Origin of the sequence: Bradyrhizobium sp. SZCCHNS3052 (genome assembly GCF_032484495.1) — a bacterium.
Lineage (GTDB): Bacteria > Pseudomonadota > Alphaproteobacteria > Rhizobiales > Xanthobacteraceae > Bradyrhizobium.
The window spans coordinates 129920-145177 of the sequence record NZ_JAUETB010000001.1 but is presented as its reverse complement, the minus strand read 5'-3'; the positions used below and the strand labels follow the sequence as shown (position 1 = coordinate 145177).

At 66.1% G+C, this 15258-nt stretch carries 15 protein-coding genes; 8 read left to right on the top strand and 7 right to left on the bottom strand.

What is annotated here, in order from left to right; all coding sequences use genetic code 11:
• Window positions 1-136 precede the first annotated feature (136 nt).
• The gene (locus QX073_RS00640) at window positions 137-1210 is read right to left on the bottom strand and encodes a tartrate dehydrogenase (protein ID WP_316225157.1); all 1074 of its coding nucleotides are present in this window, start codon (window positions 1208-1210) and stop codon (window positions 137-139) included.
• A 157-nt stretch (window positions 1211-1367) separates the two neighbouring features.
• Here QX073_RS00640 and QX073_RS00635 point away from each other — a divergent pair, with 157 nt between their 5' ends.
• The 6 genes from QX073_RS00635 (at window position 1368) to QX073_RS00610 (ending at window position 7906) form a co-directional block, all read left to right on the top strand.
• Complete coding sequence (locus QX073_RS00635; RefSeq protein WP_316225155.1) at window positions 1368-2144, top strand: SDR family oxidoreductase; 777 nt, start codon at window positions 1368-1370, stop codon at window positions 2142-2144.
• A 79-nt stretch (window positions 2145-2223) separates the two neighbouring features.
• Entirely contained in the window at window positions 2224-3648 is a 1425-nt protein-coding gene (locus QX073_RS00630) for an amidase (protein ID WP_316225153.1), read from the top strand.
• A 225-nt stretch (window positions 3649-3873) separates the two neighbouring features.
• Window positions 3874-5196 carry an MFS transporter gene (locus tag QX073_RS00625; protein WP_315754675.1) on the top strand — a complete coding sequence of 441 codons (1323 nt, stop codon included), beginning with the start codon at window positions 3874-3876 and terminating at the stop codon, window positions 5194-5196.
• A 41-nt stretch (window positions 5197-5237) separates the two neighbouring features.
• Window positions 5238-5900 carry a sulfite oxidase-like oxidoreductase gene (locus QX073_RS00620; protein WP_315715778.1) on the top strand — a complete coding sequence of 221 codons (663 nt, stop codon included), beginning with the start codon at window positions 5238-5240 and terminating at the stop codon, window positions 5898-5900.
• Window positions 5901-6087: 187 nt separating this feature from the next.
• Entirely contained in the window at window positions 6088-6453 is a 366-nt protein-coding gene (locus QX073_RS00615; protein WP_315826382.1) for a hypothetical protein, read from the top strand.
• A gap of 235 nt (window positions 6454-6688) precedes the next feature.
• Window positions 6689-7906 carry a bifunctional alpha/beta hydrolase/OsmC family protein gene (locus QX073_RS00610; protein ID WP_316225151.1) on the top strand — a complete coding sequence of 406 codons (1218 nt, stop codon included), beginning with the start codon at window positions 6689-6691 and terminating at the stop codon, window positions 7904-7906.
• Between the two features lie 191 nt (window positions 7907-8097).
• Here the strand turns inward: QX073_RS00610 and QX073_RS00605 are convergent, their stop codons facing one another.
• Window positions 8098-9144 (bottom strand): YeeE/YedE family protein, encoded by a 1047-nt coding sequence (locus QX073_RS00605; RefSeq protein WP_316225578.1) that lies wholly within the window; start codon window positions 9142-9144, stop codon window positions 8098-8100.
• 232 nt (window positions 9145-9376) lie between these two features.
• Between QX073_RS00605 and paaI the strand changes: the two genes are divergently transcribed.
• Both paaI and paaK read left to right on the top strand, forming a co-directional pair.
• A complete protein-coding gene (gene paaI, locus QX073_RS00600) occupies window positions 9377-9826 on the top strand; it encodes a hydroxyphenylacetyl-CoA thioesterase PaaI (protein WP_315754681.1) in 450 nt (149 codons plus the stop codon).
• A 43-nt stretch (window positions 9827-9869) separates the two neighbouring features.
• Window positions 9870-11198, top strand: a complete 1329-nt coding sequence (paaK, locus tag QX073_RS00595; RefSeq protein WP_316225148.1) for a phenylacetate--CoA ligase PaaK — start codon at window positions 9870-9872, stop codon at window positions 11196-11198.
• Window positions 11199-11336: 138 nt separating this feature from the next.
• On the opposite strand, the gene paaE is transcribed toward paaK, so the two are convergent.
• The 5 genes from paaE to paaA all read right to left on the bottom strand — a co-directional run bounded on the left by paaE (window position 11337) and on the right by paaA (window position 15251).
• Entirely contained in the window at window positions 11337-12416 is a 1080-nt protein-coding gene (paaE, locus tag QX073_RS00590; RefSeq protein ID WP_316225146.1) for a 1,2-phenylacetyl-CoA epoxidase subunit PaaE, read from the bottom strand.
• A 139-nt stretch (window positions 12417-12555) separates the two neighbouring features.
• A complete protein-coding gene (paaD, locus tag QX073_RS00585; protein WP_316202278.1) occupies window positions 12556-13059 on the bottom strand; it encodes a 1,2-phenylacetyl-CoA epoxidase subunit PaaD in 504 nt (167 codons plus the stop codon).
• Window positions 13053-13829, bottom strand: a complete 777-nt coding sequence (gene paaC / locus QX073_RS00580; RefSeq protein WP_316225144.1) for a 1,2-phenylacetyl-CoA epoxidase subunit PaaC — start codon at window positions 13827-13829, stop codon at window positions 13053-13055. The genes paaD and paaC overlap by 7 nt, the downstream gene beginning before the upstream one ends.
• A gap of 129 nt (window positions 13830-13958) precedes the next feature.
• Complete coding sequence (gene paaB, locus QX073_RS00575) at window positions 13959-14246, bottom strand: 1,2-phenylacetyl-CoA epoxidase subunit PaaB (RefSeq protein ID WP_009025702.1); 288 nt, start codon at window positions 14244-14246, stop codon at window positions 13959-13961.
• A 15-nt stretch (window positions 14247-14261) separates the two neighbouring features.
• Window positions 14262-15251: a 1,2-phenylacetyl-CoA epoxidase subunit PaaA gene (gene paaA, locus QX073_RS00570; RefSeq protein ID WP_316225142.1), complete on the bottom strand. Its 990-nt coding sequence runs from the start codon at window positions 15249-15251 to the stop codon at window positions 14262-14264.
• Between the last annotated feature and the right edge of the window lie 7 nt (window positions 15252-15258).

The window sequence follows — 15258 nt, the reverse complement described above, 5'->3', positions numbered from 1 at the left end:
GCGTAGGGCGGATTAGCGGAGCGTAATCCGCCGTCGTCCAGCAACGATGAGTAAGGCAGGTTACGCTCCGCTAATCCGCCTTACGAACCGTGGCTATGCAACCCGGCGTCCGCCGGAGCGACGACAAACAGCGTTCCTAATCCACCATCTCCGCGACCGCCTTGCCGCACGCCACCGTGTCGGCATTGCCGCCGAGATCGCGCGTGCGCAAGGTGCGCTCGGCCAGCGTGCGCTCGATCGCGCCGACGATCGACTGCGCCGCGGTCTTCTCGCCGAGATGCTCCAGCATCATCGCGCCCGACCAGATCATGCCGATCGGATTGGCGATCCCCTGCCCCGCGATATCGGGCGCCGAGCCGTGCACCGGCTCGAACACCGACGGGAAATAGCGCTCCGGGTTGATGTTGCCCGACGGCGCGATGCCGATGGTGCCGGTGCAGGCCGGGCCGAGATCGGACAGGATGTCGCCGAACAGGTTGGAGCCGACGACGACGTCGAACCAGTCCGGGTGCAGCACGAAGTTCGCGGTGAGGATGTCGATGTGGTACTTGTCCCACTTCACGCCCGGATAGTTCTTCGCCATCGCCTCGACGCGCTCGTCCCAATACGGCATCGTGATCGAGATGCCGTTGGACTTGGTCGCCGAGGTCAGATGCTTCTTCGGCCTGGACTGTGCCAGCTCGAAGGCGAACTTCAGGATGCGGTCGACGCCGGTGCGGGTCATCACCGTCTGCTGCGTCACGAACTCGCGGTCGGTGTCCGGAAACATGCGGCCGCCGACCGAGGAATACTCGCCCTCGGTGTTCTCGCGCACCACCCAGAAATCGATATCGCCGGGCTTGCGGCCCGCCAGCGGCGACGGCACGCCGGGCATCAGCCGCACGGGCCTGAGATTCACGTACTGATCGAACTCGCGGCGGAACTTGATCAGCGAGCCCCACAGCGAGACGTGGTCCGCGATCTTGGCCGGCCAGCCGACGGCGCCGAAATAGATCGCGTCATGACCGCCGATCTGCGCCTTCCAATCGTCCGGCATCATCTGGCCGTGCTTCTCGTAGTAGTCGTAGCTCGAGAAGTCGAAATGGTCGAACTGCACGGCGACGCCATGCTTCTTGGCGGCGGCCTCGATCACGCGGATGCCCTCGGGCATGACCTCCTTGCCGATGCCGTCGCCGGGAATGACTGCGATGCGATAGGGCTTCTTGCTCATCGAGCGGATCCTTGAGTGTTGGCGCCGGTTGTCCAGGCTGATTTGTCGATCGCCTGAATGGACCAAACGGCCGGGAAGCGCAACGCTGCGGTGCAAGATTGACCGCATGGCTGACGCGCCCGACAATCCGGTCTCCCTCCCCTCAGCGAGAGCCTCCATGGACCTTCATCTGCGCGGCAAGCGCGTTCTCATCACCGGCGCGTCCAAGGGAATCGGCGCCGCGGCGGCCGAAGCCTTTGCCGAGGAAGGCTGCCACGTCCGGCTCGCTGCGCGCAGCGGCGATCGCCTTTCCGCCCTGGTCGAGCAGCTCCGATCGAAGCACCAGATCGATGCAGCCGCGCATGTGGTGGACCTGCGGAAATCCGAAGACGTCGCGCGGCTGGCGCAGGAGGCGTCCGACATCGACATTCTCGTCAACAATGCCGGCGATATTCCGGGCGGCGCGATCGACAAGATCGACGAGGCGGCCTGGCGGCATGCCTGGGACCTCAAGGTGTTCGGCTTCATCAACCTGACCCGGCTGGTCTATGCCCAGATGAAGGCGCGCGGCGGCGGCGTGATCATCAACGACATCGGCGCGGCCGGCGAGAAGTTCGACGCCAACTACATCTGCGGCAGCGCCGGCAATGCAGCGTTGATGGCCTTCACCCGCGCGCTCGGCTCCAAGAGCCTCGCCGACAACATCCGCGTCGTCGGCATCAATCCCGGGCCGGTCGGCACCGATCGTCACGTCACCCTGTTGAAGACGCGGGCCCGCGACCTGTTCGGCGACGAGAGCCGCTACACGGAGTTCCAGAAGAGCCTGCCGCTCGGCCGCCCCGCGCATGTCAGCGAGATCGCCGACCTGATGGCGTTCCTGGCCTCGGACCGTGCCGGCTACACCTCCGGCGTGATCTATACCGTCGATGGCGGCATCAGCGCAGGGTGGGGTTGATCGCCGCGACCTTTCCACCTCAGCCGAAACGTGATCTACAGCGAAGCGCCGGGACGCTTGCCATCAGGAGAACTAAGCTTTGGCCGACCAGGGATTGATCCGCGAGAGCGCCTGCGCCGTCGTCGACAAGTTGAAGTCCGGCAAGGTCACGCCGCTGGATTGCCTCGACGCGCTGGAAGCGCGCATCGCAGCCGTCGACGGCAAGGTCAATGCGCTGCCGACGCTGTGCTTCGATCGCGCGCGCGATCACGCCAAGGCGCTGATGCAGAAGCCGGCTGCCGAGCGCGGCGTGCTGGCCGGGCTGCCCGTGCCGATCAAGGATCTCACCGACGTCGCCGGCGTGCTCACCACCCAGGGCTCGCCGATCTTCAAGGACCGGATTCCGGAACGCTCCGATCTCATGGTCGAGCATCTCGAAGCCAATGGCGGCGTGATCTACGCCAAGTCGAACACGCCGGAGTTCGGCGCCGGCGCCAACACCTTCAACGAGGTGTTCGGCGCGACGCGCAATCCCTGGGACACGTCCCGCTCGGCGGCCGGCTCCTCCGGCGGCGCCGCGGTGGCGCTCGCCACCGGCATGGCCTGGTTGGCGCACGGCTCGGACATGGGCGGCTCGCTGCGCAATCCCGCCAGCTTCTGCGGCATCGTCGGCCTGCGCCCGAGCTTCGGCCGCGTCGCGAATACGCCGGCGGTGACCATCGACCGCAATCTCGCCGTCCAGGGCCCGATGGCCCGCAACGTCGCGGACCTCGCGCTGCTCTTGGACGCGATGAGCGGCGAGCACGTCGCGGATCCGATCTCGCTGCCCTCGCCTGCGACGTCGTTCCCGGCCGCCGCGCGCTCCGGCCAGAAGCCGGTCCGCGTCGCCTACTCGCCCGATCTCGGCATCACGCCCGTCGATCCCGAAGTCGCTGCCGTCACCCGCAAGGCGGCGCAGCGCTTCGCCGAGCTCGGCGTGATCGTCGAGGAGGCGCATCCCGATTTCAGCGAGGCGCATGAATGCTTCCGCGTGCTGCGCGCGCTCGACTTCGCGATGAGCAAGGCGGAGCTGCTGCGCACCAAGCGCGACCTGCTCAAGCCCGAGGTGATCTGGAACATCGAGGAAGGGCTGAAGCTCACGGTCGCCCAGATCGCGCGCGCCGAGGCGCAGCGCATCGCGATCACCGCGCGCGCGGTGAAGTTCTTCGAGACGTATGATCTGCTGCTGGCGCCGGCGACCATCGTGCCCCCCTTCCCGGTCGAGAACCGCTACGTCGCCGAATGCGCCGGGCAGAAGTTCGACAACTACGTGCAATGGCTCGGCATCGTCTATGCGATCACGCTGGCCTGCTGCCCAGCCCTGTCGCTGCCCTGCGGCTTCACGGAAACGGGCCTGCCGATCGGCCTGCAAATGATCGCGGCGCCGCGCGCCGACGCCGAGCTGCTCGCCGGCGCCAAGTTGCTGGAAGATGTTCTTGGCGTGGCCAGCTCGACCCCGATCGATCCGCGCGCGCCGAAGGGCTAGTTTGGTCGGCGGCCTCATGGTTCGAGAGGCGCCTTGCGGCGCTCCTCACCATGAGGATCGGGACTTGCTTTCGTGGCGCGATGGCCGACGAACGGGGCTTTTTTTCAAGGCCGCCATCCGCCGAGTTCCATGCTCTGAACATGGGACCCATGTCCGTTATCGGCTGTTGGCAATCCGGGCGGCTGCCGTAGAAGGGCCGCAAATCATGCTTGCCGGAGACCGGATATGACAGACCAGGCGCTGCCGCCTGCCGCGGACACTACCACATTCACCGACGTCGAGCGGCGCATCAAGGCGATCCTGATCGGCTCGGCCGGCAACCTGGTCGAGTGGTACGATTTCTATGCCTATACGGCGTTCGCGCTGTACTTCGCGCCGGCCTTCTTTCCGTCGAAGGACCCGGTGGTCGAGCAGCTCAACGCCGCTGTCGTGTTCGCCGCGACGTTCCTGATGCGCCCGCTCGGCGGCTGGCTGTTCGGCTATCTCGCCGATCACCATGGCCGGCGGCTGTCGCTGACCGTCTCGGTGCTCTGCATGTGCTTCGGCTCGCTGATCATCGCGGTGACACCGACCTATGCCACCATCGGCATCGCCGCGCCGATCATCCTGGCGCTCGCCCGCGTGATCGAAGGCCTCAGCCTCGGCGGCGAATATGGCGCCAGCGCCACCTATCTCTCCGAGGTCGCCGACGCCAAGCATCGCGGCTTCTATTCGAGCTTCCAATATGTCACCCTGATCGGCGGGCAGCTCACCGCGATCATCGTGCTTTTGCTGTTGCAGAAGGTGTTCCTGACCCCGGAAGAATTGCGAGCCTGGGGCTGGCGCATTCCGTTCGCGATCGGTGCCGGCCTCGCAATCTTCGTCGCGGTGATGCGGCGGAACCTGCACGAGACCGAAGCCTTCGTGGAGGCCAAGAAGACCGTAGGCCCTTCCGGCTCGATCACCGCCCTGTTCAAATATCCGCGGGAGCTGCTGCTGGTGGTCGGCCTGACCGCGGGCGGCACCGCCGCGTTCTACACCTTCACCACCTACATGCAGACCTTCGTGAAGCTCTCGGTCGGCCTCACCGAGGACCAGACCACGATGGTGATCTTCGGCTCGCTGCTGTTCGCCTGCGTGCTGCAGCCGCTGTATGGCGCGATCTCCGACCGCATCGGTCGCAAGCCGCTGCTGATCTTCTTCGGCGTCGCCGGCACCTTGTCGACGATCCCGATCCTGACGGTACTGAAGGGCACCAAGGAGCCGTTCACAGCTTTCCTGCTGATCTGCGGCGCCTGGATCTTCACGGCGGGCTACACCTCGATCAATGCGGTGGTGAAGGCCGAGCTGTTTCCGACCAATGTCCGCGCGCTCGGTGTCGGCCTGCCCTATGCAATCACCGTATCGCTGTTCGGCGGCACCGCGCCGGCGATCGCCCTCTACTTCAAGAGTATAGGGCACGAGACGTGGTTCTATTATTATCTCACCGGCGTGATCTTCCTGTCGCTGCTGATCTATGCGACCATGCGCGACACCAAGCATGCGTCCGCGATGCACCGGCACGAATGAGCCCGCACGAAAAAGCCCGCACGAATTGACGAGGTGTCGAGATGGCCGACGAGTCCAGCCTGCCGCCCGAGAGCAAGCTGACCCGCAGCAAGGAACGCTGGGCGCGCGAGGGCAAATTCCTGACCGGCCGCATCATCAGGCCGGAGGACCAGCGCCTGCCGCCGGGGCAGCATCTGACCCGCGACTGGCCGGTGCTCGACCTCGGCCTGACACCGTCGGTCACATCAGAGCGCTGGCGACTCGATGTCTATGGCGCCGTCGAGAACCCGCTGTTCTGGGACATGCGCGCCTTCCTCGCCCAGGAGCAGCGCCAGTTCGTCTCCGACATCCACTGCGTCACGACCTGGTCGCGCTACGACAATCAATGGGAAGGGCTCGCCACACGTGACCTGCTCGCCGCCTGCCGGCCGCGTGACAGCGCTGAATTCGTCGTGCTGCATTCCTATGACGGCTACACGACGAACCTGACGCTCGAAGACTTCGCGACCGAGGATGCGTTGCTCGCGCATAGCTGGTCCGGCGCGCCGTTGACTGGAGAGCATGGCGGCCCCGTGCGCGTCGTCGTGCCGCATCTGTATTTCTGGAAGAGCGCGAAATGGCTCAAGGCGATCGAGTTTCTCGAGGCCGACAGACCCGGCTATTGGGAGGTGCGCGGCTATCACAACCGCGGCGATCCCTGGGCCGAACAGCGCTATTCGGACTGACGGGCCGACAGGACCGTAGGGCGGGCAAAGGCTTGCAGCGTCGTGCCAACCCTCGCCTGTTCTGAATAAAGCTGAATGGGAAAAGAATGGTGGGCACGCTTCGCTTTGCCCACCCTACGGACTGCATGCTATCGCTTCCGACCCGAAGCGCGGTCACCGCGATATCCGAACGTGCCAGAGATTCAGCATGGAGTTCACTTCAGAAACCGGCAAGATCCCCAAAGGCTATGGGTACCTTCTCAAGCCGAGCGTCATCCTCGCCGCACTGACCGCAAGAGATCTCGGCGGCATTCGCATCCACCTCGTTCGCAGCCACGGCAGGCGCCTGTTCGATGCGCGATATCGGCCGCCGGACGGCGACATTCCTTATGAGCGTCTCAACATCAAGGTCGGCACCGCGCACGAACGCGACCTGCCCCCGCTTCGCCGGCGCGCGAAGGAGGAAGGCCTTCCCACGCTGATCCAATGGATTTCCAATCTCGTCGCCCAGGACCTGCCGACAGCGATCCGCCGCGGCGAGCAGGAGATCGAGCTGCTGCCTCCGCGGGAGTGATGATTGCTACGTCGCGGCGCGCGAGGGAGGCCTCCCCCGCCCCGCAAGGCTATCGCATTTGACGGTCGCAGTTCGTTCGATCGTCTCTCTCCACGTCGTCATGGCCGGGCCTGTCCCGGCCATCCACGTCGTTCGGCATGCTGGGAACGACGTGGATGCCCGGGACAAGGCTGGGCATGGCGGAGTAAACCCATGAGCAGCCGCCGCAAGCGGGCAAAACGAGGGGGACCACATCATGCCGACCGAACGTTTCCAGTTTGAAGGCGCAGGCGGCGACAAGCTCTCCGCGGCGCTCGATCTGCCCGATGGCGCGCCGCGGGCCTATGCGCTGTTCGCGCATTGCTTCTCCTGCGGCAAGGACACGCATGCGGCGCGGCGCATCGCCATGGCGCTGACGGCGCATGGCATCGCCGTGCTGCGGTTCGACTTCACCGGCCTGGGCTCCAGCGAAGGCGACTTCGCCAATACGACGTTCTCCTCCAACGTCGCCGACCTCGTCCGCGCCGCCAATCATCTGCGCGAGACCCGACAGGCGCCGGCGATCCTGATCGGCCACAGCCTCGGCGGAGCCGCCGTGCTGGCCGCCGCCGGCGACATTCCCGATGCGAAAGCCGTGGTGACGATCGCGGCGCCTTCCGACCCGGGCCACGTCACCGCGCTATTCAAGGACAGCCTCGAGGCGATCCGCCGCGACGGCTCGGCCGAGGTCTCGCTCGCGGGCCGTCCGTTCCGCATCAGCAGCTCGTTCCTCGACGACGTCATCGAGCAGCGCCTGCTCGACAGGGTCAAACATCTGCACAAGGCGCTGCTGGTGATGCACTCGCCTGTCGACGACACCGTCGGCATCGACAACGCGACGAAGATCTTCGTCGCCGCCAGGCATCCGAAGAGCTTCATCTCGCTCGATCACGCTGATCATCTCATCAGCAGGAAGGAGGACGCAGCCTACATCGCCGAGGTGATCGCGAGCTGGGCCGGCCGTTACGTCGCGCCGGCGGCCGCCGAGCCGGCGCCCGCGGATGGTCCGCGCGACGTGGTCGTGCGCGAGACCCGGTCGAGCAAGCTGCAGCAGGCCATCGCGCTCGGCCCGCATCATCTCACCGCCGACGAGCCGCTCTCGGTCGGGGGCCAGGACACCGGCCCGGGCCCCTACGACCTCCTGCTCGCGGCGCTCGGCGCCTGCACCTCGATGACGATGCGGCTCTATGCCGACCGCAAATTCCTGCCGCTCGACCGCATCACGGTCACCTTGCGCCACAGCAAGATCCATGCGGAGGACTGCGCGGAGTGCGAGACCAAGGTCGGGCTGATCGATCAGCTCGACCGCGAGATCCACCTGGACGGCGCGCTCGATCAGGAGCAGCGCAGGAAGCTGATGGAGATCGCCGACAAATGCCCGGTGCACCGGACGCTGACGTCGGAGATCCGTATCGTCACGCGCGCGACGGAGTGAGCTCATTCGACTGAGTCAAACCACCGTCATTCCGGGGCAAGGCCGTGAGGCCTTGAACCCGGAATCCCGAGATTGCCTTGCGTCCATTTCCGGCAATGTCGAGATTCCGGGTTCAATCGCCGACGCGCAGCCGCTTCGCGACTTCGCATCGACGATTGCCCCGGAATGACGGTGGTCGTGACACAATGAGACTAACGCGCCGCCTGCGGCTCGCTCTTCAACGGCCTGACGCGCAACGCTCCGCGCAGGCCGGCCGCCGTGCCGATGAAGATTCCCGCGATGGCGACGAAGGACGGCAGCGCCAGGGTCGACAGCCCCGTCAGGCCCTGCCCGACCGAGCAGCCCAGCGCCATCACGCCGCCGATGCCCATCAGCGCGGCGCCGCCAACCGAGCGCAGCATGTGATGCGGAGAGTGGAAGCCTTCGAGCCTGAAGCGCCGCGTGGCCACCGCGGTGACGAGGCTGCCGGCGAGCACCCCGGCCACGGTGGCGATGCCGAAATTGGCAGTCGAGCCGGTCGACAGCATGATGTATTGCAGGGCATCGGCGATCGGCGCGACGAAGGTCAGGGACGCGACCGGCACGGGGTTGAAATCGTCCGCGCCGAGAGTGCCGGTCGCGAACCAGCCGGCCGCGATCAGCAGGCCGACGACGAGACCGGCGAGCATCTGGCCGGGCGCGCGCCGGAATGGCGCATGCGCAAGGGCGAAGACGATCAGCGCGCCGCCGAGCCCGAGGGCCGGCAGCAGCCGCGCCGCTGCACCATGCAGGCCACCGACCGACAGCACAGCCGGCAGCGACGTCGCGGTCGCCGTGGTCTGCGAGCCCTGCATCAGCGCGATGCGCAGCGGCGCGATCAGGCCCTTCAACGTCATCTCCGCCGCGATCGCGAGCACGGTCACGACGACGAAGGAGCGCAGATTGCCGCGGCCGAGCAGCACCAGCGCGCGCGAACCGCAACCGTTGGCGAGCACCATGCCGTAGCCGAACAGAACACCGCCCAAGAGCATCATTGGCACCGAGAACGTCGGCTGCAGATAGATCGACTTGCCGAGATCGACGGCCCCGTTGGCCGCGAGCAGCTGCGTGGCGATGATGGCGATGCCCATCGCCAGGGCGTAAGTTCGCACCAGCCGGCGGTCGCCGTCGGCCCACCAGCCGCGCAGGCTGCTCATCATGCAGAAACCGCTGAGCAGCCCCACCACGCCATAGACCAGGCCGATCATGAGACCGGCCATCATGGACAGATTGGCGGCTTCGGGCACGTTCGGGATTCCTTCCGGTTGCGGACAACACGCGCGTTGCGCAGGCAGCGCTTTCGCTTGACGCGCGCAGAATATTTGCCACGATGTCGCACCTAACTAGATGAGAATGCTTGTTCCAACAAGCATCGACGGGAGAGAACGCCGTGATTTCAGAAGCGCATCCTGAGGGGTGGCCGACGCATTGCGCATGCATGGAGGCCGCACGGTGAGCGGCGTGGCGACACTTTCCGCCGACGCTCTCGCCCGCGCCTGCGCCGACGCCATGTGGCAGGACGACCGCGCCAGCCAGGGGCTCGGCATGCACATCGTCGAGATCGGCCCCGGACGCGCCACGCTGCAGATGACGGTGCAGCCGCACATGGTCAACGGCCATGGCATCGCCCATGGCGGCTTCATCTTCACGCTGGCCGATTCCGCCTTCGCCTTTGCCTGCAACTCGCACAACGACCGCACCGTGGCGGCGCAGGGCAGCATCAGCTTCATCCGCCCCGGCAAGCTCGGCGACGTTCTGCTTGCTCGCGCGCACGAGGTATCCCGCAGCGGGCGCTCAGGCATCTATGATGTCCGCGTTACGGCAGGCGACACGGTGATCGCCGAATTCCGCGGCCATTCCCGCAGCATCGGCGGCACGCTGGTCCCGGCCGCCGCGAGCTGATCCGCTTCCCCATCGCCCCGCGCCCCTGCCGGAGGACCTGACCATGACATCGACCAAGCTTCAATCGACCGGCAGCTACGTTCCCGAGATGGACGCAGCCGAGCGAGCCTCGCGCGACGAGATCATGGCGCTGCAGACGAGCCGGCTCGCCTGGTCGCTGAAGCACGCCTACGACAACGTCGCCCATTACCGCCGCGCCTTCGACAAGGCGGGGGTGCATCCCTCCGACTTCCGCGAGCTCGCCGACCTCGCCAAGTTTCCGTTCACGGTGAAGACCGACCTGCGCGACAATTACCCGTTCAACATGTTCGCCGTGCCGCGCGAGCAACTGGTAAGGGTACACGCCTCCTCGGGCACGACCGGCAAGCCGATCGTGGTCGGCTATACCAGGAACGACATCGCGACCTGGTCGGCCGTGATGGCCCGCTCGATCCGCGCCGCCGGCGGCCGGAGCGGCATGATCATCCACAACGCCTACGGCTATGGCCTGTTCACCGGCGGCCTCGGCGTCCATTACGGCGCCGAGCAGCTCGGCTGCACGGTGGTACCCGTCTCCGGCGGCATGACCGAGCGGCAGGTGCAGCTGATCAATGATTTCCGCCCTGACATCATCACCGTGACGCCAAGCTACATGCTGGCAATCCTCGACGAGTTCAAGCGTCAGGGCCTCGATCCGCGGCAGAGCTCGCTCAGGATCGGCATCTTCGGCGCCGAGCCGTGGACCAATGCGATGCGCGCCGAGATCGAGGATGCGTTCGCGATGGACGCCACCGACATCTACGGCCTGTCCGAGGTGATCGGCCCTGGTGTGGCGCAGGAATGCCTGGAGACCAAGGACGGGCTGCACATCTGGGAGGATCATTTCTATCCGGAGATCGTCGATCCCGACACCGGCAAGGTGCTGCCCGACGGCGAGATGGGCGAACTGGTGTTCACCTCGTTGACCAAGGAGGCCTTTCCCGTCATCCGCTATCGCACCCGCGATCTGACGCGGCTGCTGCCGGGCACCGCGCGGCCGGGAATGCGACGGATGGAGAAGGTCACGGGTCGCTCCGACGACATGATCATCCTGCGCGGCGTCAACCTGTTCCCGTCACAGATCGAGGAGATCCTGCTGTCGACCGAGTGGTGCGGCGGCCATTTCATGCTGGAGCTGACGCGCGAGGGCCGCATGGACGAGCTGACCATCTACGCGGAGTCGCGCCCCGAGCATTGGGACGAGAGCGGCCTCGGCGCGCACGCCGAGCGCATCTCCATCCACATCAAGAACACCATTGGCCTCACGGCAAAGGTGAAAGTCGTCCCGCCCGACACGCTGGAGCGCTCGGCCGGCAAGGCGAAACGGATCAAGGACAAGCGGCCGGTGGGGTAATTGTTGGTGTCGCGAGTGTGAGGTTCGGCAAATGGTCGCGGCTCGTCCTTGCGAGCGAAGCGAAGCAATCCAGGGCAGCGCGAAGATTCTGGATTGCTTGGTCGCTTCGCTCCTCGCAATGACGGCGAGCGTAGTTCCTCACATATGATCGTAGTCCACCACCACCCGCTCCGTCACCGGCCTGGCCTGGCACGTCAGCACGAACCCCACTTTCAGCTCCCAAGGCTCGAGCGAGTAGTTCAGCTCCATCTCGGCCTTGCCCTCGACCAGCTTGGCGCGGCAGGTGGAGCACATGCCGCCCTTGCAGGCGAAGGGCAAGTCGACACCGGCACGCAGCGCGGCGTCGAGGATGGCTTCGCCGTCGGCGACCGGAACCTCGCGGCGCTTGCCGTCGATGATCAGGGCGGCGATGGCCTTCGGCGGCGCCGAGTCCGGAACGACCATCTTGGGCCGCGGCTTGCCGCCGGCGCCGGAGACGAAGCGCTCGACATGGACGCGGTCGTCGGAGATCCCGAGCGCGCGGCAGGCGGCCTCGATATCCTCGCTCATGCCGGTGGGGCCACAGATGAAGACGTGATCGACGCTCTCGGCCGGCACCAGCGAGCGCAGCAGCACGCGCACCTTCTCGCCATCGAGCCGGCCGTGCAGGATCGGCAGATCCTGCTCCTCGCCGGAGATGACGTGGAACAGCGAGAAGCGGTCGAGGAAGCGATCCTTCAGCTCCTCGAGCTGTTCGCGGAACAGCATGCCTGCGGTGGTGCGGTTGCCGTAGAACAGGAAGAAGCGGCTGTGCGGCTCCCGCGCCAGCACGGCCTTCACGATCGAGAGGATCGGCGTGATTCCGGAGCCCGCCGCGAAGCCGACGTGGGTGCGCGCGGCCTCCGGCTGCAATGCCACGCCAAAACGTCCAGTTGGCGTCATCACGTCAATCTCGTCGCCGCGCTTCAGTTCGTCAGTGACGAAGCTGGAGAACGCGCCTCCATCGACGCGCTTCACCGCGATGCGGATCTCGTGATCATCGGGGCCGGAGCAGATCGAATAGGAGCGCCGCACCTCCTCGCCGCCGAGCGTGGTCTTCAACGTGAGATATTGCCCCGGCGCGAACTGATAGTCCGCCGCCAGCTCGTTCGGAATGGCAAAGGTCAGCGACACGGCATCGGGCGCCTCGCGGCGCAGGTCACGGATAGCGAGACGGTGGAAGCGTGGCGTGGTCGACATCGGGTTCATCCTCCCGTCATTGCGTGGAGCGAAGCGACGAAGCAATCCAGGACCGCGCGCGGGACTCTGGATCGCTTCCGCCTACGCCCTTCGGGCTTCGGCGGACAAAGTCGCTGCGCTCGCGATGACGGCTGCTGCATCAGTGACACTTGAAATAATCGAACGGCTCGCGGCACGATCTGCAGCGCCACAGCGCCTTGCACGAGGTCGAGCCGAACTCGGCGAGTTGCTCGGTGTCGACGGATCCGCATTGCGGACACGCGACCTCGGCCACGCCAAACAGAGCGCGGCGCCCGCTCGACGGCTGCGGCGGCGCGATGCCGTACTCCCGCAGCTTGCGCCGCCCCGCCTCGCTCATCCAGTCCGTGGTCCAGGCCGGCGACAGCACCGTGCGAACGTGGGCATCACGGAAGCCGGCGCGCTCCAGCGCCAGCTCGATCTCCAGCGCGATCATGTTCATCGCCGGACAGCCGGAATACGTCGGCGTGATCGCGACCTCGACGCGGTCGCCGACGACCTCGACCTCGCGCAGGACGCCGAGATCGTCGATCGTCAGCACCGGAATTTCCGGATCGGCCACCGATGCCGCGGCGTCCCAGGCGCGCTGGCGCAGCTCGGCCGGGCTGAAATCCGCAACTACCATGTCGCACCGGGAAAGCTGCGCTGCATATATTGCAGCTCGCTGAGAAGATGGCCAAGATGCTCGCTGTGGCGGCCGTCGCGGCCGCCCTGCTGCATCCACTCGTTCTCCGGCAGCACCAGGGTCGCCTCGCGCGCGACATGCGACACGCTCGACAGCCATTCCGGCAGCAGTTGCGTCGGATCGATCGCGATACCCGCGTCGATCAGACCGCGCTCACTCTCGTCGACGCTGAACATCTCGCCGGTATAGGCCCAGAGGTCATCGATCGCGGCTTGCGCGCGGGCGTGGCTTTCGTCGGTGCCGTCACCGAGCCGGATCACCCATTCGCTGGCGTGGCGCAAATGATAGGCGCATTCCTTCTCCGACTTGGCCGCGATCGCCGCCAGCGTCGCATCGGTCGAGTCCATCATGCCGCGCCAATACAGATCGGCGAAGGCCGCGTAGAACAGCTGCCGCACCATCGTGTACGCGAAGTCGCCATTGGGACGCTCGACCAGCAGCAGGTTGCGGTACTGCCTGACATCACGAAGATAGGCGAGCTTGTCCTCGTCATTGTCGTGACCCTCGACCTTGGCGGCGTAGCCATAGAGCTCGCGCGCCTGGCCAATCAGGTCGAGCGCCATGTTGGAGAGCGCCATGTCCTCTTCGAGAACAGGCGCATGGCCGCACCATTCGGAGAGGCGATGGCCGAGGATCAGCGCATCATCGGCGCGGCGCAAGGTGTAGAGCACCAGCGGCGTTTCGCAGACGGTGATCGAGGGAGCGGTCATGGTTGTGATCCGATCAGGCCCGCCACGAACTCAGCCATTGCGAGCACAGCAATCCAGGGATTCATCCGAGCCGGCAGTCTGGATTGCTTCGCTGCGCTCGCAATGACGACGGCTGACGGCCGTCCGCACTTACATATGCCCGACTTCCTCGGGCACCTCGTAGAACGTCGGATGCCGATAGATCTTCGACTCCGCCGGCTCGAACATCATGCCCTTGTCGGCAGGATCGGACGCGGTGATCGCGCTCGACGGCACCACCCAGATCGACAGGCCCTCGCCGCGGCGGGTGTAGAGATCGCGCGCCGCCTGCAATGCCATGGTCGCATCCGGCGCGTGCAGTGAGCCGCAATGCTTGTGCGCAAGCCCGTTGCGGCTGCGGATGAAGACTTCCCACAACGGCGTGTTCGGCGTCGCCATTTCGATCTCCCTGTCCTATTCGGCAGCCTGTGCCATCCGGCGCCGCGCGCGCTTCTCGGCGTAGGCGGTCGCGGCCTCGCGCACCCAGGCGCCCTCGGCATGCGCCTTGCGGCGCGCGGCCATGCGATCGCGGTTGCACGGGCCGTTGCCGGCCAGCACCTGCTTGAACTCGCTCCAGTCGATCGGGCCGTGCACCCAATGGCCCTGCTCGTCCTGCGTCATCTCGGGATCGGGAATGGTGAGCCCGAGATACTGCGCCTGCGGCACGGTGGCATCGATGAACTTCTGGCGTAGCTCGTCGTTCGAGAAGCGCTTGATCTTCCACTTGGTCGAGGTGTCGCTGTGCTGGCTGGCCTGGTCGGGCGGGCCGAACATCATCAGCACCGGCCACCACCAGCGGTTCAGCGCATCCTGCGCCATCGCCTTCTGCTCGGGCGTGCCGCGGCAGAGCGTGAGCATGATCTCGTAGCCCTGCCGCTGATGGAACGATTCCTCCTTGCAGACGCGGATCATCGCGCGCGCATAGGGACCATAGGAACAGCGGCACAACGGAATCTGGTTCATGATCGCGGCGCCGTCGACCAGCCAGCCGATCACACCGATGTCTGCCCAGGTCAGGGTCGGGTAGTTGAAGATCGAGGAGTACTTGGCCTTGCCGGCGAGCATCGCATCGACCAGTTCCTCGCGCGAGGCGCCGAGCGTCTCGGCGGCGGCGTAGAGATACAGCCCGTGGCCGCACTCGTCCTGGACCTTGGCGAGCAACGCCGCCTTGCGGCGCAGGCTCGGCGCGCGCGTGATCCAGTTGCCCTCGGGCAGCATGCCGACGATTTCCGAATGGGCGTGTTGCGAGATCTGCCGGACCAGCGTCTTGCGATAGGCCGCTGGCATCCAATCGTTCGACTCGATGCGCTCTTCGGCATCGATGCGCGCCTGAAAGCGCGAGGCGCGTCCAGCGTCCTCGGCGAAGCTGCCCTCCTCGGGCGAATTGAGCGCCTGCGTGTACATGCGGCGG